This is a genomic window from Curvibacter sp. GW821-FHT01G03, assembly GCF_059422285.1.
Window position 1 is genome coordinate 27,242 of sequence record NZ_JBWKWP010000002.1, and the last position, 17,926, is coordinate 45,167.

Genomic DNA, 17,926 nt, shown 5'->3' on the forward strand with positions numbered 1-17,926 from the left:
CGTTTGTCATGGGGACTTGGGCTTGGTGGGGGCATTTCAGTGCCTAGAGTGTGATGTTCATGGGTGCGCCTGATTCTGTGCAGTCGACACCCGCATCCCACCTCCGGCCCTTGGCCCCCGCACTGACCATGACCCACCTCCTGATCTGTGAGAACCCCCTGTCCTCCGACTGGCAGCTGGGTCTGCTGCCGCCCAGACAGGGCACCCTCGAGCTGTTGGGCTGGGCGTGCCGAGAGCCCGGCCTGGAGGGCGGTGTGCCCCAGCCGGTCCAGCAACTGCTGGCGCGTGTTTGGGTGGGCGTGGCCCGGCTGGAGTACCTCTTTCATGATCACCCGGGGCGCAGCGCTTGGGCTCATCTCCTTCCCCGGGCCTGGCGCGGGCCTGTGTTGCCACGCTGGACCAACAGCACCGACCCGTCACAGGCACAGGCCTTGTTCCACGATTCGGGGTGCCAGTGGAGCCTGCAAGGCCAGGTTTTGCTCTTGAGCGAGGTTCAAAGCCCTTTGCCGAGGCTGGAGGCTGTGCCGCTGGACGTGCTGCTGTCAGACGACTGGTGGCAATTGGCCCCGCCCTTGAGGGCAGCCGGGGTGGAGGCCGTGGTGCGCCCCGGGGTGGATGGCGCGGTCGCCGGCCTTTGGTGGCTGGAGGCCGAGCGGGGTCGTGAGCCGACAGGCCTGCAGCAGCGCTGGCGACAGGCCCTGGCGAGGGAAGTGGGGTGTGGATCGGCCAGCCTGAGCGTGGTCAGCGAAGAGGAGTTCCGCGACAGAGTGGCCCATGCGCTCAGTGCTCACGCCTTGGGCGGCGCCAGCACGTAGGCCACGATCTCGATCTTCATGCCCGGCACCACCAGGGCGTTCACGCCCATGCTGGAGCGGTTGGGGTAGGGGGCTTCGAAAAACTCGCGGTAGATGCTGTCGATCACCGGCATGTCTTTCACGTCGGTCATGTAGATCAGCACCTGGGCCACATCGGCCAGGGTGGCACCTGCGGCTTCGGCGGCCTTTTTCAGGTTGCCGAAGGTCAGGCGGGTCTGGGTTTCAATGTCGCCAGTGAACACACTGCCGTCGGCCTGCACCGGTCCGTGTGCGGTGAACACGATGCCGGCGCCTTGCACGGCCCACGAAAAAGGTTGCTTCAGCGGCGGCAGGCCGATGTCGATGACTTGTTTGCTCATGGCAGGTTCGGAGTGGTGAAGGGGAATTGAAGGGGCTCAGACCCGGGCCAGCAGGGACAGCGTGGCGTCGCCCAGTGGCGTGCCGGGTTCGCACAGGTCGAGCACCACGTCGAAGTGGTTGCGGGCCGGTACCTCCAGGCTGGGCACCTCGGGCAGGCCCTGGGCCTGCAGCGCCTGCCCGAAGGCGCGGCTTTGACGTTTGAACTCCGTGGTCTCGATCTCGCCCCAGGCCAGCACGGTGTGGGCAAAGCCTGCCAGGCTGTAGTGCAGCGGGCTCACGCGGCTGGCGCTGTCGGGCGTCAGGCTTAGCGCGGTGTTGATCGAGGTGCCCACCAGCGGGGCCAATTCGTACACCCCCGACACCAGCACGGCCCCGGCGGGCAGGCCGGCCTCGTGCGGCCAGCTGCGCAGCGCGCACATGGCGGCCAGGTGCGCACCGGCCGAGCTTCCGGCCACCACGATGCGGGCCGGGTCAAAGCCCAGTCGGTCCGCATGCTGGTGCAGCCAGACCAGGGCTGTGCGGCACTCCTGGACGATCTGCTCGACCGTGGCTTCCGGCGCCAGGGTGTAGCCCACGGCCGCAAAGGCATGGCCCGCGGCCAGGCAGGCCGGGGCGGCAAAGCAGGCGCTGTGCTTGGACAGCTCCTGCCAATAGCCGCCATGGATGAACACCAGCAGGGCGGGCGCTCGGCTGCCCGGCTGGTTGCCCGGCTGGGTGAGCGGCGGCAGGAACAGGTCCAGGCGCTGGCGCGGCAGGCCGCCGTAGGCATGCTCCTGGTGGGGCAGGGCCCGGGCTGTGTCGCTGCGCTGCTGGTACTGCTGCAGAAAGGGGCGGTAGTCGCCGCCGATGCACGAGCTGGGCGAATACGCCTGCTCGCGCTCGGCCAGCCCCAGTTCGGGGGCTGCCAGTCGTGGGGGGAAGGGCTGGTCGTTCACGGGGGCGATCACTGGGCCTTGTAGCCAGCGTTCTTGACCATCACCGTCCAGTCCTTGTGGGTGTGGGCCACGCGGGCGGCCAGCTCGGCCGGGCTGCTGCTGGCGGCGCTGATGCCCAGGGCCGCCAGCTTCTCGGCAAACACCTCCGACTTGACCACCTTGGCCAGGGCGGTGCTGTAGCGCTGCACCAGATCGGCCGGCAGGCCGGCTGGGGCGAACAGGCCGGTGTAGATCATTTCTTCGTAGCCTTTGATGCCCAGTTCCGCATAGGTGGGCACGTCGGGCAGCAGGGCCAGCCGGCTGGTGCCGTTGACCGCCACGATGCGCACCTTGCCCGCCTTGGCCGGTTGCAGCATGGCGCCCACCGAGCCGATGCCGGCGCTGATCTGGCCGGCCATCACGTCCTGGGCCACGGGGGCATCGCCGCGGTAGGGCACCGAGCGCAGGTCGGCGTCCAGGGCCTTGGCCACGATACCCACCGCAAAGTCGGGCGCACTCGCAGGGGCCGGCACGCCCACGCTGCCACGGTCGGGGCCGCCCTTGGCCCATTGCGCGTACTCTTTCAAGCCCGCCTTGGGGTTGCCGACCACACTGGGGTTGATCACGAACACATCGGGGTTGACGGCCACCAGGCCGATGGGGGCGAAGTCCTTGGCGGCGTCGTAGCCCGGGTTGAGCACGGTCAACGGGATCATGGCCATGGTGTGGCTGTTCGACAGGTACAGGGTCTGCCCGTCGGGCTTGGCGGCCTTGAGCAACTGGGCCGCGATCTGGCCGCCCGCTCCGGGCTTGTTGTCCACCACCACCGGCTGGCCCAGCTCCTGTTGCAGGCCCTGAGCCAACTGGCGCGCAATCATGTCCGAGCTGCCGCCAGCGGCAAAGCCGACCAGGATGCGGATGCTGGCATTGCTCTGGGCCAGGGCCGCGCCGGTGGTGCTGGTCAGGGCCAGTGCCAGGGCGCCGAGCAGGAAGTGGTGGCGGTTCATGGATTTCCTTTCGAGGGGGTGGGTGCTTTTGTTGTTAGAGCGTGTTCAATGTCTCGCACGAGGGAGGCATTGAACACGCTCCTAGAAAATCTTGCCGGGGTTCATCAGGCCCAGTGGGTCCAGGGCCTGCTTGATCTGCCGCATCGCGGTCAGTTCGGCCGGGCTGCGGCTCAGGCCCAGGTAGGGCGTTTTGTGCAGGCCGATGCCATGCTCGGCCGACACGCTGCCCCCGTAGGTGGCTAGCAAGCCGTAGACCAGTTCTTCGACCGCCGCCTCGGCCTCGGCAAACGGCAGCCCGCCCAGCGAGCGCGCGTCGGTGCTCAGGTGCAGGTTGCCGTCGCCCAGGTGGCCGAAGCGCACACTGTGTTGCCCGGGCCAGCGCAACGTCAGGGCGTCCACGCAGGCCTGGGCAAATTCGCCGATCACCGCCAGGGGCAGGCTGATGTCGAAATTGATGGGCTGCATGCGGGTCGGAAACTCGGCCGTGGCTTCACGGATGCGCCACAGCGCTGCCGCTTGGGCGCGCGAGGGCGGCAGCACCGCGTCCACCACCAGGCCCTCATCGAGGGCCTGGGCCAGCAGTTCTTCCAGTGCCTGCTGCAGAAGGGCTTCGTCTGCGCCTGTGACCTCGGCCAGGGCCAGAAAGGCGTGCGGCTCGGCAAAGGGTGGGGGCGCCGTTTTCCAGGCGAGCGACAGCTCGACAAAGTCACGCCACATCAGCTCGAAAGCCGCCAGGGCCCCCGGGAAGGCCGCCTGCAAGCGGCCCAGCAGGGCCATGGCCGCCTCGAAATCGGGCAGGGCCAGCAGCACGGTGGCGCGCGCCAACGGGGCCGGGCGCAGGCGCAGCATGGCGCGTGTGATCACCCCCAGCGTGCCCTCGGAGCCGATGAACAGTTGCTTGAGGTCGTAGCCCGTGTTGTTCTTGATCATGGGGCGCAGCATGTCGAGCACGGTGCCGTCGGCCAGCACCACCTCCAGCCCCAGGGCTTGTTCGCGCATCATGCCAAACTGGATCACGCCGTTGCCACCGGCGTTGGTGGCCAGGTTGCCACCAATCTGGCAACTGCCGCGCGCACCCAGGTCCACCCCGAAGGCCAGACCGGCTTCGGCCGCCGCTTCCTGCACGGCCTGCAGCGTGGCGCCGGCCTGCACAGTCATCGTCGCGGCCCGCCTGTCCACCTCATCGATGCCTTTCATGCGTTCCAGAGACAGCGTCACCCCGCCGGCCACCGGCACGGCTGCACCGGCCAGGCCGGTCAGCCCGCCTTGCGGTACCACCGCGATGCGGTGGCGGTGGCAGATGGCCAGGGCCGCCGACACCTCGGCCGTGCTGGCGGGGCGCAGCAGGGCCAGCGGGCGCACGGGCGGGTGACCACTCCAGTCGGTGCAGCGCGGCAGCTCGACCTCATCACCCAGGCGCACGCCCTGAGGGCCGAGCGCGGTGAGCAGTTCGGCCAGGCAGGCCGTTGCCGGGGCGGTGTCGGCGTTGACGTCGACGCTGGGCTGGATCATGCGGCTTCCAGCACGGCGGCGATGGCGTTGGCCACGTGGGCCAGGTTGCCATCGGTCAGGCCCGAGACACACAGACGACCCGAGCGCACCAGGTACACCGCATGCTCGGCGCGCAGGCGGTCCACCTGCTCGGCGCTCAGCCCGGTGTAGCTGAACATGCCGCGCTGGCTCAGCAGGTAGTCAAACGAGCGGCGGCCCTGGAAGCGCTGGTTCAGCGCGGCGTGCAGGTGTTCGCGCATGCGACGGATGCGGGTGCGCATGGCCGTGGTCTCGGCCGTCCACAGGGCCAGCAGCTCAGGTTCGTTGAGCACCTGGGCAATCACCTGGGCCCCGTGCATCGGGGGGGTCGAGTAGTTGGCCCGCACCGTGGCCTTGAGCTGGCCCAGCACCCGCTCGGCGGTGGCCGCATCGGGGCAGACCACGCTCAGGGCGCCGCAGCGCTCGCCGTACAGTGAGAAGTTCTTCGAGAACGAGTTGGCCACCAGGCAGGTCAGGCCGGCCTCGGCCATGGCACGGGGAGCGAAGGCGTCTTCGTCCAGGCCGTCACCAAAGCCTTGGTAGGCCAGGTCGATGAAGGGGATCAGGTTGCGACTTTGCAGGACCTCGATCACCGCCCGCCATTGGCTTTGAGTCAGGTCGACGCCGGTGGGGTTGTGGCAGCTGCCATGCAACAGCACGATGCTGCGCTCAGGCAGGGATTTCAGGCTGGCCAGCATGTCTTCGATGCGAACCGAGCCTGTGAGTGCGTCAAAGTAGGGGTAGTTCTGCACCGTGAAGCCGCAGCCTTCGAAAATGGTGCGGTGGTTTTCCCAGCTGGGGTCGCTGAGCCACAGGCCGCTGTCCGGAAAGTAGCGGCGCAGAAAGTCGCCACCCACCTTCAAGGCGCCCGAACCGCCCGGGCTTTGCAGGGTGGCGATGCGCTGGCTGAGCACCGCCTCGTGGGCGGCACCGAAGATCAGGCGTTGCACCGCCGCACGGTAGGTGGGCAGACCGTCGATGGGCAGGTAGGAGCGGGGGCCGTTGTGCTGCATCAACGCGGCTTCGGCTCGGCGCACCGAGGGCAGCAGCGGCACCTGGCCGTTTTCGTCGAAGTACAGGCCGATGCTCAGACTGACCTTGTTGGGGCGCGGGTCGGCCTGGAAGCCCTCCATCAACGAGAGGATGGGGTCGCCCGGGAAAGCGGGCACATGGGACATCAGGGCGGACTGGCTTGGGTTCATGGCAGTTTGTCTTGGTTGAAAGTTGCTTTGTGCGTCAATTGTGTTGCCGCTCTTTGTTCAATCCAACAAAAATTTGATTTGTGGATAAAAATACCCGTTAATAATTGATTGGTGGAATATTCATGCAAATTGAGCTCGATGAAACCGACCGGCAGTTGCTTCGTGCCCTGCAGGGCAATGCCCGCCTGACCACCAGTGACCTGGCCCAACTGACGGGTTTGTCGCAGTCGCCCTGCTGGCGCCGCATCCGCCGGCTGGAGGAACTGGGCCTGATCGAGGGCTACCACGCCCGCCTGCAGCGCCGCAAGCTGGGCTATGGCGTGGTGGCCTTTGTCAGCATCAGCATCGACTTCCAGAACGAGCAACGCTCGGCCGAGTTTGTGCAGGCGGTGCTGAGCATCCCCGAGGTGGTGATGTTCCATGGCGTCACGGGCTCGGCCGATTTTCTGCTGATGGTGGTGGCCCCTGACCTGGACGCCTACTCGGCCCTGTTGCAGCGCCGCCTGCACCGCCTGCCCGGCGTGCGGCAGGTGCAGACCAGCTTTTCGCTGGAGGAGTTCCGGGGCTTCGAGTCGCTGCCCATCCCGGGCGCGCCGGCCTGAACGGCCTGCATATCGTTGTGCGAAACGCGTCGTTGTGCATCGTCCAGGGCACTGCTGCAATCCAGGCTTTCTTTGTCAGAGGAAGCTCACCATGCATCGTCGTCGTTTTCACCAGTGGCTGGGCCTGGCGGGTACCGCTGGGCTGTTGACGGGCCCGGCCCTGCCGGTGCGCGCGCAAAGCCGCCCGCTGCTCAAGGCCGGTGACCAGAAGGGCGGGTTGCACGCCTTGCTGGAGGCCGCAGGCGAACTCAAGGGCCTGGGCTATGACATTCAGTGGACCGAGTTCCCGGCCGCGGCGCCCCTGGCCGAAGCCCTGAATGCCCAGGCGGTGGACCTGGGGCCGATTGGCGATGCACCGCTGATCTTCTCGCTGGCCGCGGGCAGCCGCGTCAAGGCCTTTGCTGTGAACCGCTCGGACGCCTACGGCACGGCGGTGCTGGTGGCGCCCAACTCAGCGCTCAAAGATGCGCGCGACCTCAAGGGCCGCAGCGTGGCCACCAACCGTGGTTCGATCGGGCACTTTGTCACCCTGAAGGCCCTGGCCTCGGTGGGCCTGAAAAGCGAGGACGTGCAATGGCGCTTTCTGCCGCCGGCCGAAGCCAAGCTGGCGCTCAGCACCGGGGCGGTGGATGCCTGGGCCACCTGGGAGCCCTACACCGCCCTGGCCGAGACGGGCGGCCACGCCCGCGTGCTGGTGAGCGGGCGCGGCCTGTGGAGCGGCCTGAGCTTTCTGGCCGCCACCGACACCGCACTGCGCGACAAGCGCGCCGTGCTGCTGGACTTTGCCCAGCGCTCTGCCCGGGCGCAGCGCTGGGCCAGCCAGCACCCGGCCGAATTTGGCGACACCCTGGCGCGCATCATCGGCATTCCGGCCGAAGCCGCCCGCCTGCAGTTCGAACGCCGCCAGACCCGCTGGCAGGCCATCGACGCGACCGTGGTGGCTGAGCAGCAGCGCACCGCCGATTTCTACTTTGAGGCCGGCCTGATCCGCCAACGCCTGGACACCAGGAGCACCTTCGACACGGGCTTTGCGCTCGGCAGTTGAGGCTTCTGGCGCGCCTGGGGCAGGGCCTAGCCCCTGCCCACAAAAACCGATTTGCGCTCACAATGGGGTGTTGAAAGAATGGCCGGCACATGTTGACGTGTTAGCGGCCTTGCAATGCGTAGCTTGGGAGGGCTGGCTTATTCTGGCGGACAGGTATCCGCAGAAAAGCTGGAGCCGGGCTGGCGCTTTTGTCACTCTGCTTGAGGGAGCGTGCATGCCTTCCTGCGATACCCGATCCGACGACCCGGCCCTTTTTTATGAGGCCGTGCTGCGCTGTTGCGACGACGCCATCATCACCAAGACCCTCGATGGGATCGTGACCAGTTGGAACCCCGCGGCGCAACGCCTGTTCGGGTATGCGGCCCACGAGATGCTGGGCCAGCCGCTGTTGCGCCTGTTTCCGCCCGAGCGCCAGAACGAAGAAAGCTTCATTCTCGAGAAGATCGTGCAGGGCGAGTGGGTGGACCACTTCGAGACCGTGCGCCTGCACAAGAGCGGGCGCCGCTTGCAGGTGTCGGTCACCATCTCGCCGATCCGCGATGCTGAGGGGCGCATCGTGGGGGCTTCGAAGATTGCACGCGACATCAGCGAGCGCGTCGAGCTGTGGCACCGCTCCCAACTGTTCCAGGCGATTGTCGAGTCCACCGACGACGCGGTGATCAGCAAGACCACCCAAGGCATTGTCACCAGTTGGAACGCGTCGGCCGAGCAACTGTTTGGCTACCGGGCCGACGAGATGATTGGCCAGCCCATGCTGCGCCTGCTGCCCCCCGACCGCCAGGGCGAAGAGGCCGAGTTCCTGCGGCGCATCGCGGCGGGTCAGCGCATCGCGCATTTCCAGACCCAGCGCTGCCACCGCGACGGGCGCCGCCTGGCCGTGTCCGTCACCATCTCGCCGGTGCGCGATCACCTGGGCCGCGTCTCGGGGGCCTCCACCATCGTGCGCGACATCTCGCACCAGCAGCGCCTGGAGGAGCAACTGCGCTTGACGGCCAGCGTGTTCACCCATGCCAATGAGGGGGTGGTCATCACCGACCCGCAGGGGCGCATGGTGGACGTGAATCAGGCGTTTGAGCGCATCACCGGCTACGCGCGTGAGGAGGCCCTGGGCCGCACGGCCCAATTTCTGCGCTCCGGGCGGGATGGTCCGGACGTGGTGCTGCGTCTGCTGTCCGATCTGCAGGCCCAGGGCCGATGCCAGGGCGAGGTGTGGAGCCGGCGCAAGACAGGTGAGGCCTATGCCGGCCTGCTCACCGTGAGCCGGGTCGACGATGCCGCTGGCCAGCCTCAGAACTACGTGGCGCTGTTTGCCGATGTGACCTCGATGCGGGTCCAGCAGGAGAGGCTGGAGCACCTGGCCCATTTCGATGCCCTGACCGGCCTGCCCAACCGCCTGTTGCTGTCCGACCGCCTGCGCCAGAGCATGGCCCACAGCCGTCGCCACAGCCAGGCGCTGGCGGTGCTGTACCTGGATCTGGACGGTTTCAAGGCCATCAACGACAGCCATGGCCACGATGTGGGCGACGCGCTGCTGGTGGCGGTGGCGGCCCAGATGAAGATGGCCCTGCGCGAGTCCGACACCCTGGCGCGCATGGGGGGCGATGAATTCGTGGTGGTGCTGGGCCAATTGCCCGGGGCCGAGGCTTGCCTGCCCTTGGTGGATCGCCTGCTGCTGGCCTGTGCCACCCCCTTGCGGGTGGGTGAGTGGTTGCTGCAGGTGTCGGCCAGCGTCGGCATCACCTTGTTCCCGCAGGACGACTCCGATGTCGATCAGCTGCTTCGCCATGCCGACCAGGCCATGTACCAGGCCAAACAGATGGGCAAGAACCGCTACCACCTGTTCGACCCGGTGCACGACGCCCGCATGCGCAGCCGCGCCGGGGTGCTGGCGGCCTTGCGCCTGGGCCTGGACCAGCACCAGCTTGAGTTGCATTACCAGCCCAAGGTCAACATGCGCAGCGGCGCGGTGGTGGGCGTGGAGGCCTTGCTGCGCTGGCACCACCCCAGCAGCGGCCTGCTGCACCCGCCGGCTTTTCTGCCCTTGGTCATCGGCCAGGACCTGGAGGACGCCCTGGGTGACTGGGTGCTGCGCGAGGCGCTGCGCCAACTGGACGAGTGGTCGCGCCAGGGCCTGGTCCTGGGCCTGAGCGTCAATGTCGGGGCCCGTCAGATGCTGCAAGGCGGCTTTGCCGCCCATCTGCGGGCCTGCCTGGCCGACTTTCCGCAGGTCGACCCCAGCCGGCTGGAGCTGGAAGTGCTGGAGAGCAGCGCGCTGGAGGACATCCACCAGGCCTCTCGGGTCATGCGCGAGTGCCGCGACATGGGGGTGCACTTTGCGGTGGACGACTTTGGCACCGGCTACTCCTCGCTCACCTACCTCAAGCGCCTGCCGGCCGAAACCCTCAAGATCGATCAGAGCTTTGTGCGTGACATGCTGGTGGACGAGGAGGACCTGGCCATCGTGCAAGGGGTGATCAGCCTGGCCAAGGCCTTCAACCGCCAGGTGGTGGCCGAAGGGGTGGAGCACATCGAGCAGGGCCGCCGCCTGATCGACATGGGCTGTGAGCTGGCCCAAGGCTACGTGATTGCGCGCCCGATGCCCGCGGCCGACTTTCTGGTGTGGCTGGCCCATTGGCAACCTTGTGCCGCTTGGACGAGCGCCAGGCCGCCGGCACAGACTTGATGGGCGGGCACAATACACGGATGCCCAGCCTTTACGAAGCCATGAACTCTGCTCTTCAGTCGCACTGGAAGCAGCACCAGAACCAGTACCCCCGATTCATCCTGTCGCCTGAAGACCATGCCTCGCTGATGCACGAGATTGCCGTGGTTCGCGAGGTGTTCGGCCCCTCGGCCCTGGAGTTTCCGCGTGACCAATACCATGGCGCGCCGATCGAGATCCGACCCGGGGCGGCCCCCACGGTGGTGGCGTTGGACGGCAGCGAGACCTTGCTGGCGCTCTGAGCGCGGCGGGTTGGCAAGGCCCAGGGATCGCCCTGTTTTGTGGCGCGGCCAGCCTGGGTGGCCCGGTTTTGCACCAAACCAGGGCATCTGGACAGGCCTGTCAGGGCAGGCAGACATCTTGCATGGCGGTGATCTTTTGAGACCCACCACCACAGGACCCGTCATGATTCCCTGCAAACGCCAATCGCTGATCACACTGGCCGGCTCCGCGCTGGCCCTGTCCCTGGGCCTGCTGCAAGGCGCCCACGCCCAGAACGCCCTCGACGAGGTGCTGAAGAACAAGACCCTGCGCCTGGCCATTCCGACCGACTTTCCGCCCTATGGCTTTGTGGGCACCGACCTCAAGCCCCAGGGCCTGGACATTGATGTGGGCCTGCTGATTGCCGACAAGTTGGGCGTGAAGGCCGAGCTGCTGCCCGTCACCAGCTCCAACCGCGTGCCCTACCTGCAGACCCACAAGGCCGATCTGGTGATCTCCACCCTGGGCAAGAACGCCGAGCGCGAAAAGGTGATCGACTTCACCGTGGCCTATTCGCCCTTCTTCATCGCCGTCTTCGGTCCCAAGACCCAGGCCTTGAAGGCGCCTGCCGACCTGGCCGGCAAATCCATCGGCGTGACCCGGGGTTCGGTGGACGACACCGAACTCACCAAGGTGGCCCCGGCCAGCGCCGAAGTGCGCCGCTTCGAGGACAACACCGCCACCATCTCGGCTTTTGTGGCCGGCCAGACCCAGTTCATTGCCACCAGTGCCCAGGTGGCCGGCGCCATGATGGCGCGCAACCCGCAACTGGGCACCGAATACAAGTTCGTGCTCAAGGATTCACCCAACTACATCGGTCTGGCCAAGGGCGAAGACAAGCTGCGCCTGCGCGTCAACGAGATCCTGCTGGAGGCCAAGAAGAGCGGTGACTTGGACCGCCTGGCCGTGAAGTGGCTGGGCCGCCCCGCGGGCGATCTGCCGCAATGAGCGGCCCCATCCGAACAAGCTGGCTCTGATGGCTGGCGAAGCGCTCTGGCGCCTGGACGCGACCGCGCTGGTGGCGGGTTACCGGGCGGGTCACTTCACGCCCGAGCAGGCCTTGCTGGCCTGCCTGGCGCGGGATGCGGCCACCCGCGATCGCCTCAATGCGCTGATCTGGCGTGATCCTGAAGGCGCGCTGGCCGCAGCCCGGGCCAGCACCCGGCGCTGGGCCCGGGGCCAGCCTCTGAGTGAGCTCGACGGTGTGCCGGTCACGGTGAAGGACAACCTGCATGTGCAGGGCTGGCCCACCCGCTGGGGCAGTCGCCTGTTGCCCGAGCTGCCACGCCCGGCCGACGAACTGCCCGTGGCCCGGCTGCGCGCCGCCGGTGCCGTGCTATGGGCCAAGACCCACCTGCCCGAATTTGCCATGCAAGGCATCACTGACAACCTGCTGCACGGCCCCTGCCACAACCCCTGGGACCTGGGCCGAACGCCTGGCGGCTCGTCGGGCGGCGCTGCGGCCGCCGTGGCGGCCGGCGTGGGCCCGCTGGCGCTGGCCACCGACGGCGGTGGCTCGATCCGCCGGCCGGCCGCCCACTGCGGGGTGCTGGGCTTCAAACCCTCGGCGGGCCGGGTGCCGCGGGCAGGCGGCCTGCCCGAGATCTTTCTGGACTACGAGGTGGTGGGCGGGCTGGCACGCAGCAGCCGCGACCTGCAGGCCCTGCTGGAGGTGCTGGCCGGTGGCGTGAAGGCCGCTGTGCCTGAGCCGCCCGCCCGACCAGCCCGCATCCTGGTATTGCCCCGTTTTGGCCAGCATCCGGTACAGGCCGGGGTGCGTGAGCGCCTGGGCCAGGTGGCCGAGGGCTTGCAGGCGCTGGGTCATGAGCTGGTGCAGCCCACGTCGTTCGACCTGGCCGACGATCTGAACCAACACTGGCCCAGCCTCAATGGGGTGGGCCTGGCCTGGCTGCTGGACACACCTGTGGCCTGGGCCCGGCTGGGCACCGGGCAGCCGGCACCGGCGGACCTGAGCCTGGCCGGCCCGGTGGCGCAGGCTGCCTTGGCGGCCGGGCGCCAGGGCACGGCGCAAAGCCTGTTTCGCTTGCTGGCGGCCATCCATGTGCTGCAGCAGACGATGCGGGCGCTGTTCGAGCAGGTCGACTTTGTGCTCACCCCGAGCACTGCCTGCGTGGCCTGGCCGCTGGGCGTCAGCCACCCCGAACAGATCGATGGGCAGCCCGTGGGCCCGCGCGGGCATGCGGTGTTCACCGCCCTGGCCAATGCCGCCGGCCTGCCCGCCATCAGCCTGCCGGCAGGGCTGGTGGATGGGCTGCCCTGTGGCCTGCAATTGATCGGCCCGGCCGGTGCTGATGCCGCGCTGCTGGCCCTGTCTGCTCGACTGGAGCCCCATCTGCGGCAAGGGCCCCTCTGGCCGCCGGGCCTGGAGCCCGAACCCGCCGAGGTCCCGGCATGACGCCAGCGGCCCTGGCCCAGGCTTTGTGGCAGGCCCGTCAGCCCGGCCAGCCCCGGGTCAGTGGCCCGGTCTGCGATGCCTCGGCTTTGCCCGACGCGGCCGCTGCCTATGCCGTGCAGGACCAGAGCCTGCGCTGGCTCGGCCCGGTAGGGGGCTGGAAAGTGGGCGCAGCCGGCCCGACCCAGAACCCCATCTGTGCACCCCTGCCCGCCGCCGGCCTGTTGGCTTCAGGCCTGGCCCTGAGCCCACCCCGAGGCGCCTTGCGCGGCCTGGAGCTGGAACTGGCCCTGCGCGTGGCGCGCGACCTGCCACCCCAGCAGCAGGGGCTGGGTGATGCCCCTTTGAATACGGTGTTCGATGCGGTGCTGCCGGCCATCGAGTGGGTGGACTCGCGCTTGGCCCTGGGGCAGGCCAGCCCGGCCTTGGTGCGGCTGGCCGACCTGCAAAGCCACGGCGCTTTGATCCTGGGGCCGGCATGTGCACTGGGCCCGGCCGACCCCGAGCCCGATCTGCGGACCCTGAGCGCCACCCTGTGCTGGAACGACCAGACGGTGGCCCGCACGGTGGGCGGCAACCCGGCGCAAGACCTGCGCCGGCTGGTGGATTGGCTGATCGGGCACACGGCCCGGCGGGGGCTGCCACTGCGGGCTGGCCAGATCGTGACCGCGGGCTCCTGCACAGGGCTGCTGTGGGCGCCGGAAGGTGGGGTGACTGTCCAGGGCCGGCTCGGGCCTTGGGGCGAGGTGGGGCTGAGTCTAGGGCCTGTTAACAGGCCCTAGTCTTCAAGCAGTGAGGTGTTCTGCGCCTTGCGGATCAGCAAGGTCATCAGCAGCGCGGCCGCGGCCGAGGAGGCCAGCACCGGCGATTTGCCGATCACATCGGCCAGGCGCAGCAGGGCGTCGGTGCCCACCAGCTGCACGCGGTCAGCCAGGGCCACCACGTCATCCGCGCTGATTTTCTGCAACTCCGGGCCCAGGCTTTGCAGATCCTGCCAGCCTGTCTGCAGTTTGAGGCGCGCAAACGCCCCATGCGCCACCGCCACGGTGGCCAGCACGCCCAGCGGGGCGATCATGCGCTGCAGCAGGCGTGCCTTCAGCGGCGGGCTGGCGGATTCATACACCTGACCGATCAACAGGGACAAGGCCTTGCCTTGCTCTTCGGGCGATTCAGCCGTCACGGCGCGGGCCAGCTCGGGGCCGCCGACCTGGCGTGCCAGTACAACAGTGGGGAGGCCGGCTGGCACCAGCGTTGGCTCAGTGTTCAAGCTCATGGACATGCTCCTTGAAAGTGGGTTTCGTTGAAGCAGGGAGAGCCGAAATCATCGTCGTGAACGGCTGCTTTTCAATGACGATCGTGGTAACGGCATGTAATGTTTTTGTGACTTGGCGAACCCACTGTGAGCGTTTGCAGCACGCAAGATCGGTTGTCATTGGGTGGGGGGATCGCATTCTGGTCTTGCGGCAAAGCCAGAATGAACAAAGCCCGCTGTCGTTTCCGAAGCGGGCTTTGAGGTTACCTGTGAGGCTTGTGAGTGGTGGGTCCTGAGTGACTCGAACACTCGACCTACGGATTAAGAGGCCCCAGCCTAAACGGGCCGCCAGGCCGCATGAATTCTAGGTTTCCAATCCCGTTTGTCTCATATTCGCCAAGTTCACCCTGTTCGGTTTTGCCTGCGGAGAATTTTTTGAAAACACTGTATATGAGACTCACAAGATGGCCACTTCGTTAGGCTCGGCCAGTTCGCTCCACCGTGCTTTGATGTACTTTTCGGTGGTGCCCTTGTCGGCGTGGCCGCACAGCATTTGAATTTGCTCGATGGGCGTTCCTGCACGCCACATGTCCGTGGCCCCTTTGCCCTTCAGATCCCGGAACCCGAAGGCAGGGATCAGGCTCAGGCCATTTGCTGCTCGTGCCTTGTTGGCCCGCTTGATGGCCGCAGTCAGCATCGACATGATTCCGCTGTACCCATAGGCCTCTCCCCGGCGGTTGTGCACAAGGGGTTGATCCAGGCGCGGAATTGCGCCCGCTGCCGACAGGATGAGCATCTCCAGGCGCTCGCTCAGGCGAATCTTGATCCGGCGCCCTGTCTTTCCCTGCTCAAAGTCCAGCATGCGTTGCTTGGAGTGCGGGTCTCGCGCCAGGATGGCGGGCGTCCAAAGGATGATGTCGCTCTCTGGCCGCTGGAGCGTCCGATATGTCAGCTCCATCAAGAGCCGCACCTGGATGCCGGCCGCATTGAAGACTGCCATGTACTCCTCACCCGTCACGTAGCGCTCGCGCTTTGATTCGGGGTTGCCCTTCGTTCCGCTGGCCTGCATGCAAGGATTCACCTGCAGCGTCGAGTGCCCATTGCGCATGAGCCAGCTCAGGCAAGAGCTCAAGCAGGCCTTTTCTCTGTTTGCCCGAACGGGCCGCCCCTCCTTTTGGCCGATGTCCAGGTAGTTCTGCACATGGACCGGCTGGACGTGCTCCGGCAGCATGGTGCCGAAGAAGGCCTTCAGTGGCTCGCAGTTCTTTTTGTAGTCCGAGAGCGTGCGCGGCGCGAGGGTGCCGGCTTTGACGCGTTCGGCACACTCGACCAGGAAGCGATCCAGCCAATACCCCAATGTTCCGTACACCCCCGCCGGATCGTTATAGAGGACCGCTCGCTCCTTTGCGGTCTTCAGGTCGGTGCCAACGCGCTCCCAGCGCCCATCGCGGTGCCGATAGTAGAAAGCACTGTTTTTGAAGGTCAGCCGCGTTCCTGCCAGCCCCAGTGGATCACCGTCTTTGCGCTTGCGGCCCATTCTTTCGGCTCTCCAGGTAGTTTTTCAATGCTGCAGGGTTGGGGCCCAGTTGGGCGTTGCCCTGCGGCTCGCCGAAGCGAGCCGCACCGAGGACTCGTTCAAACTCGCTGCGGGCGATCAAAGCTCGCCCGTTTGGTTTGGTGTTGACCATCAGTCCGAGTTTCTTCAAATACCGGCACTGAGCCCCAGGAAGGCGGAGTGGTTCGCAGATTTGGGCGATCTCCGCATCTGTGAGAAAGGGCAGGGTGGAGCTAGTCATGAGTTGGCTCCCAATCCTGCGCGCCGAAGAAGCTGCACAAGTGCTGCTGCAGCCTGCAGCGGTACGACGCCATTTCCGACCTGACGGAGCTGGTGAGTGCGGGATTCGTCCACCAGATAGGCCATCCCATGAGCCAGCATGCGAACGCCGGGTTCAACCGCCGGGGCAAGGTCCGGCCTGTTGGCGACAATGGACGGCCATCGAGGGTCGATAGGACCGGGTGCGAAAAGTGGTGCTCCACGAAGTTCGGAAGCTGCTCGCCGCCGGAGTGCTGGCGGCGCGCCTGGCTTTCCTGGCTGTTTGGCGTCCGGAAATCCCTGCTGGCCGGGGTCGGCCATTCTGCGGTCGCGGCGTGCCACAGTGACTGCCCCCGTCTCCCGGTTGCCGTGCACATCGCCCCGCCGGATTGCTCGCAGTCCTGCGCCGTTGGCGTGGGCCATGACCCCACCTGCTGGGTCAGCGAGCTGCCCGTCATGGCCGGCGTCATCCGGCCGCCTCGATCGCCGTCCGACGCTGAAGGCGTGGTCCAGTTCATTGCCTGGCCCGTCAGCGTCAGCCGCTCGGCACCTGCAGCCCCCTGGTCTCGCGTGTACTGGTTCCCTTGAGAATTTGAAACACTGGGCGTCATCCAGGTCGACGCCTCCCGGTTCAGATTGGCACCCTGGGTGGACCTCAGATCCGGCCCGGGTCTGCGCCCATCGTGCGCACAAGGGGTGCTCCATGCGCCAGGCAAAGCAGAACCACCGGGCCCGCCCATGGCTGGCACCCACATCGGCTGCTGACAAAGTGATCCATTCCGCATGCCACCCGCGGTCGGCCAGTTCTCCCAGGACGCGGGCGGCGGCGCGTTCTTCGAGAGCCCCTTCGGCTTCGTCCACAACGGAGGCGGTGGCAGTAGCGATGCCTGCGACGTTCTCCAGAACGAGGCCCCGCGCACCGCAAGCGTCGGCGATGTCGAGAACCCGGAAGAAGAGCCCTGAGCGCTTCCCGTCCAGGCCAGCCCGGCGGCCAGCAATGGAGAGGTCCTGGCACGGGAAGCCCGCAATGACGAGATCCACGCAGTCGCGCCAAGCTGCGCCGTCGAAGGTGAGCAGGTCAGACCAGACAGGCGCCGGATCAAGGGCTCCCGCTTCCATAAGCGTGACAAGCTGGCTGGCGGCAGGGGCTTCCCGCTCCACGTAGCAAACGGTTCGGTGCTCGATCCCAAGATGAGCGAATGCGGCGCGGACGCCTTCTCCGAGCATGCCGACGCCTGCACAGAGCTCGATGGAGTGAAGGGGGTATGGAGCCACATCAGAACTCCCCCTGAGCTGCGGTTGTTTCGTAGTGGGTCAGGGTCTTGACCAGCTCCAGCGTGCTCTCCGCCAGCGCCTGCAGCGACCCATCGTTCACGATGTCCGCATCCGCCGGAATGGTGTAGTGCCGCTCGCTCACATGGCTGGCCGTGTCGGCCGCCAGCGTGGCCACCTGCGGGCGGTGCACACGAACCACCTTGGCGCCCAGGTTGCGCAGCATGTGCTCCTCCACCACGTCGCGCAGGTCTGTCACCACGATGCGGGTCCAGCCCGTGCCCACCTGGCGCTCGATCCAGCGTTTCACGATGGTGGCGTAGTAGCAGGGCACAAACCGGCGCTTGTAGCTGGCCCAGCGTTGCATCACCCAGCGGGGGCTGCGTGGCTCGGTCAGGCTGTCGCCGCCATCGGCCACCCAGCGCATGAAGGCCGGGTCGCTGCACATGCCGGCGGCCAGGGCCGGCAGCGGGGTTTCTTTGGTGGGGCGGTGCGTTAGCAGGCGCATGTCGATGCGCCAGGCTTCGGCCACCTCGCGGCGCAGGGCGTCGGCAAAGGCGATGCGGGCAAAGCCATGCGCCGGGGCCAGCACTTCGGCCACGGTGTCTTTGCCCACGTCGGGGCGCCCCGTCAGGGCAATGATCAGCGGCCTGGTGGCCGTCGCAGTTTGAGGGCTCATGTTCTTCTCCACAGAGCGTTAGGTTGAATGGGGGCGGGG

Annotated in this window: 18 protein-coding genes; 8 read left to right on the forward strand and 10 right to left on the reverse strand. The window is 67.0% G+C overall.

Going from position 1 to position 17,926, the window contains the following annotated elements; all coding sequences use genetic code 11:
• The first annotated feature begins 128 nt into the window (after positions 1–128).
• Entirely contained in the window at positions 129–815 is a 687-nt protein-coding gene (locus AC07VS_RS02260; protein WP_494750106.1) for a hypothetical protein, read from the forward strand.
• Here the strand turns inward: AC07VS_RS02260 and AC07VS_RS02265 are convergent.
• The 5 genes from AC07VS_RS02265 to AC07VS_RS02285 all read right to left on the reverse strand — a co-directional run bounded on the left by AC07VS_RS02265 (position 788) and on the right by AC07VS_RS02285 (position 5,807).
• Positions 788–1,174 (reverse strand): RidA family protein, encoded by a 387-nt coding sequence (locus AC07VS_RS02265; RefSeq protein WP_027476765.1) that lies wholly within the window; start codon positions 1,172–1,174, stop codon positions 788–790. The two genes, AC07VS_RS02260 and AC07VS_RS02265, sit on opposite strands and share 28 nt — an antisense overlap.
• 36 nt (positions 1,175–1,210) lie before the next feature.
• A complete protein-coding gene (locus tag AC07VS_RS02270; protein ID WP_494750107.1) occupies positions 1,211–2,110 on the reverse strand; it encodes an alpha/beta hydrolase in 900 nt (299 codons plus the stop codon).
• Between the two features lie 8 nt (positions 2,111–2,118).
• The gene (locus AC07VS_RS02275; RefSeq protein ID WP_494750108.1) at positions 2,119–3,096 is read right to left on the reverse strand and encodes a tripartite tricarboxylate transporter substrate-binding protein; all 978 of its coding nucleotides are present in this window, start codon (positions 3,094–3,096) and stop codon (positions 2,119–2,121) included.
• 81 nt (positions 3,097–3,177) lie between these two features.
• Positions 3,178–4,608: an FAD-binding oxidoreductase gene (locus tag AC07VS_RS02280; protein WP_494750109.1), complete on the reverse strand. Its 1,431-nt coding sequence runs from the start codon at positions 4,606–4,608 to the stop codon at positions 3,178–3,180.
• The gene (locus AC07VS_RS02285; RefSeq protein WP_494750278.1) at positions 4,605–5,807 is read right to left on the reverse strand and encodes an amino acid aminotransferase; all 1,203 of its coding nucleotides are present in this window, start codon (positions 5,805–5,807) and stop codon (positions 4,605–4,607) included. The genes AC07VS_RS02280 and AC07VS_RS02285 overlap by 4 nt, the downstream gene beginning before the upstream one ends.
• A gap of 143 nt (positions 5,808–5,950) precedes the next feature.
• On the opposite strand from AC07VS_RS02285, the gene AC07VS_RS02290 reads away from it, so the two are divergent.
• The 7 genes from AC07VS_RS02290 (at position 5,951) to AC07VS_RS02320 (ending at position 13,653) form a co-directional block, all read left to right on the forward strand.
• Positions 5,951–6,430, forward strand: coding sequence for an Lrp/AsnC family transcriptional regulator (locus tag AC07VS_RS02290; protein ID WP_492346703.1), 480 nt, complete (start codon positions 5,951–5,953; stop codon positions 6,428–6,430).
• A gap of 91 nt (positions 6,431–6,521) precedes the next feature.
• Complete coding sequence (locus tag AC07VS_RS02295; protein WP_494750110.1) at positions 6,522–7,475, forward strand: ABC transporter substrate-binding protein; 954 nt, start codon at positions 6,522–6,524, stop codon at positions 7,473–7,475.
• Between the two features lie 214 nt (positions 7,476–7,689).
• Positions 7,690–10,158, forward strand: a complete 2,469-nt coding sequence (locus AC07VS_RS02300) for a sensor domain-containing protein (RefSeq protein ID WP_494750111.1) — start codon at positions 7,690–7,692, stop codon at positions 10,156–10,158.
• Positions 10,159–10,199: 41 nt separating this feature from the next.
• A complete protein-coding gene (locus tag AC07VS_RS02305) occupies positions 10,200–10,439 on the forward strand; it encodes a hypothetical protein (protein WP_492346706.1) in 240 nt (79 codons plus the stop codon).
• Between the two features lie 163 nt (positions 10,440–10,602).
• On the forward strand, positions 10,603–11,406 hold the full coding sequence (locus tag AC07VS_RS02310; protein WP_492346707.1) for a transporter substrate-binding domain-containing protein: 804 nt from the start codon (positions 10,603–10,605) through the stop codon (positions 11,404–11,406).
• Between the two features lie 28 nt (positions 11,407–11,434).
• Positions 11,435–12,874, forward strand: a complete 1,440-nt coding sequence (locus tag AC07VS_RS02315) for an amidase (RefSeq protein WP_494750112.1) — start codon at positions 11,435–11,437, stop codon at positions 12,872–12,874.
• Positions 12,871–13,653 (forward strand): hydratase, encoded by a 783-nt coding sequence (locus AC07VS_RS02320; RefSeq protein ID WP_494750113.1) that lies wholly within the window; start codon positions 12,871–12,873, stop codon positions 13,651–13,653. The genes AC07VS_RS02315 and AC07VS_RS02320 overlap by 4 nt, the downstream gene beginning before the upstream one ends.
• On the opposite strand, the gene AC07VS_RS02325 is transcribed toward AC07VS_RS02320, so the two are convergent.
• From AC07VS_RS02325 to AC07VS_RS02345, 5 genes are all read right to left on the reverse strand, one after another.
• Positions 13,650–14,144, reverse strand: coding sequence for a hypothetical protein (locus tag AC07VS_RS02325; RefSeq protein WP_492346710.1), 495 nt, complete (start codon positions 14,142–14,144; stop codon positions 13,650–13,652). The two genes, AC07VS_RS02320 and AC07VS_RS02325, sit on opposite strands and share 4 nt — an antisense overlap.
• A 436-nt stretch (positions 14,145–14,580) precedes the next feature.
• Positions 14,581–15,660: a site-specific integrase gene (locus AC07VS_RS02330; protein WP_494750114.1), complete on the reverse strand. Its 1,080-nt coding sequence runs from the start codon at positions 15,658–15,660 to the stop codon at positions 14,581–14,583.
• On the reverse strand, positions 15,635–15,919 hold the full coding sequence (locus AC07VS_RS02335) for a hypothetical protein (protein ID WP_494750115.1): 285 nt from the start codon (positions 15,917–15,919) through the stop codon (positions 15,635–15,637). The genes AC07VS_RS02330 and AC07VS_RS02335 overlap by 26 nt, the downstream gene beginning before the upstream one ends.
• A complete protein-coding gene (locus AC07VS_RS02340) occupies positions 15,916–17,163 on the reverse strand; it encodes a DNA cytosine methyltransferase (RefSeq protein ID WP_494750116.1) in 1,248 nt (415 codons plus the stop codon). Before AC07VS_RS02340 ends, AC07VS_RS02335 begins: the two co-directional genes overlap by 4 nt.
• Positions 17,164–17,212: 49 nt before the next feature.
• Complete coding sequence (locus AC07VS_RS02345; protein ID WP_494750117.1) at positions 17,213–17,887, reverse strand: deoxynucleotide monophosphate kinase family protein; 675 nt, start codon at positions 17,885–17,887, stop codon at positions 17,213–17,215.
• Between the last annotated feature and the right edge of the window lie 39 nt (positions 17,888–17,926).

Bases quoted from the DNA above. Each gene is read 5' to 3' on its own strand.
- AC07VS_RS02330 (WP_494750114.1), bottom strand. From the start codon at position 15,660: ATGGGCCGCAAGCGCAAAGACGGTGATCCACTGGGGCTGGCAGGAACG.
- AC07VS_RS02335 (WP_494750115.1), bottom strand. From the start codon at position 15,919: ATGACTAGCTCCACCCTGCCCTTTCTCACAGATGCGGAGATCGCCCAA.
- AC07VS_RS02315 (WP_494750112.1), top strand. From the start codon at position 11,435: ATGGCTGGCGAAGCGCTCTGGCGCCTGGACGCGACCGCGCTGGTGGCG.
- AC07VS_RS02260 (WP_494750106.1), top strand. From the start codon at position 129: ATGACCCACCTCCTGATCTGTGAGAACCCCCTGTCCTCCGACTGGCAG.
- AC07VS_RS02345 (WP_494750117.1), bottom strand. From the start codon at position 17,887: ATGAGCCCTCAAACTGCGACGGCCACCAGGCCGCTGATCATTGCCCTG.
- AC07VS_RS02290 (WP_492346703.1), top strand. From the start codon at position 5,951: ATGCAAATTGAGCTCGATGAAACCGACCGGCAGTTGCTTCGTGCCCTG.
- AC07VS_RS02280 (WP_494750109.1), bottom strand. From the start codon at position 4,608: ATGATCCAGCCCAGCGTCGACGTCAACGCCGACACCGCCCCGGCAACG.
- AC07VS_RS02320 (WP_494750113.1), top strand. From the start codon at position 12,871: ATGACGCCAGCGGCCCTGGCCCAGGCTTTGTGGCAGGCCCGTCAGCCC.
- AC07VS_RS02275 (WP_494750108.1), bottom strand. From the start codon at position 3,096: ATGAACCGCCACCACTTCCTGCTCGGCGCCCTGGCACTGGCCCTGACC.
- AC07VS_RS02340 (WP_494750116.1), bottom strand. From the start codon at position 17,163: ATGCTCGGAGAAGGCGTCCGCGCCGCATTCGCTCATCTTGGGATCGAG.
- AC07VS_RS02325 (WP_492346710.1), bottom strand. From the start codon at position 14,144: ATGAGCTTGAACACTGAGCCAACGCTGGTGCCAGCCGGCCTCCCCACT.
- AC07VS_RS02300 (WP_494750111.1), top strand. From the start codon at position 7,690: ATGCCTTCCTGCGATACCCGATCCGACGACCCGGCCCTTTTTTATGAG.
- AC07VS_RS02295 (WP_494750110.1), top strand. From the start codon at position 6,522: ATGCATCGTCGTCGTTTTCACCAGTGGCTGGGCCTGGCGGGTACCGCT.
- AC07VS_RS02265 (WP_027476765.1), bottom strand. From the start codon at position 1,174: ATGAGCAAACAAGTCATCGACATCGGCCTGCCGCCGCTGAAGCAACCT.
- AC07VS_RS02305 (WP_492346706.1), top strand. From the start codon at position 10,200: ATGAACTCTGCTCTTCAGTCGCACTGGAAGCAGCACCAGAACCAGTAC.
- AC07VS_RS02310 (WP_492346707.1), top strand. From the start codon at position 10,603: ATGATTCCCTGCAAACGCCAATCGCTGATCACACTGGCCGGCTCCGCG.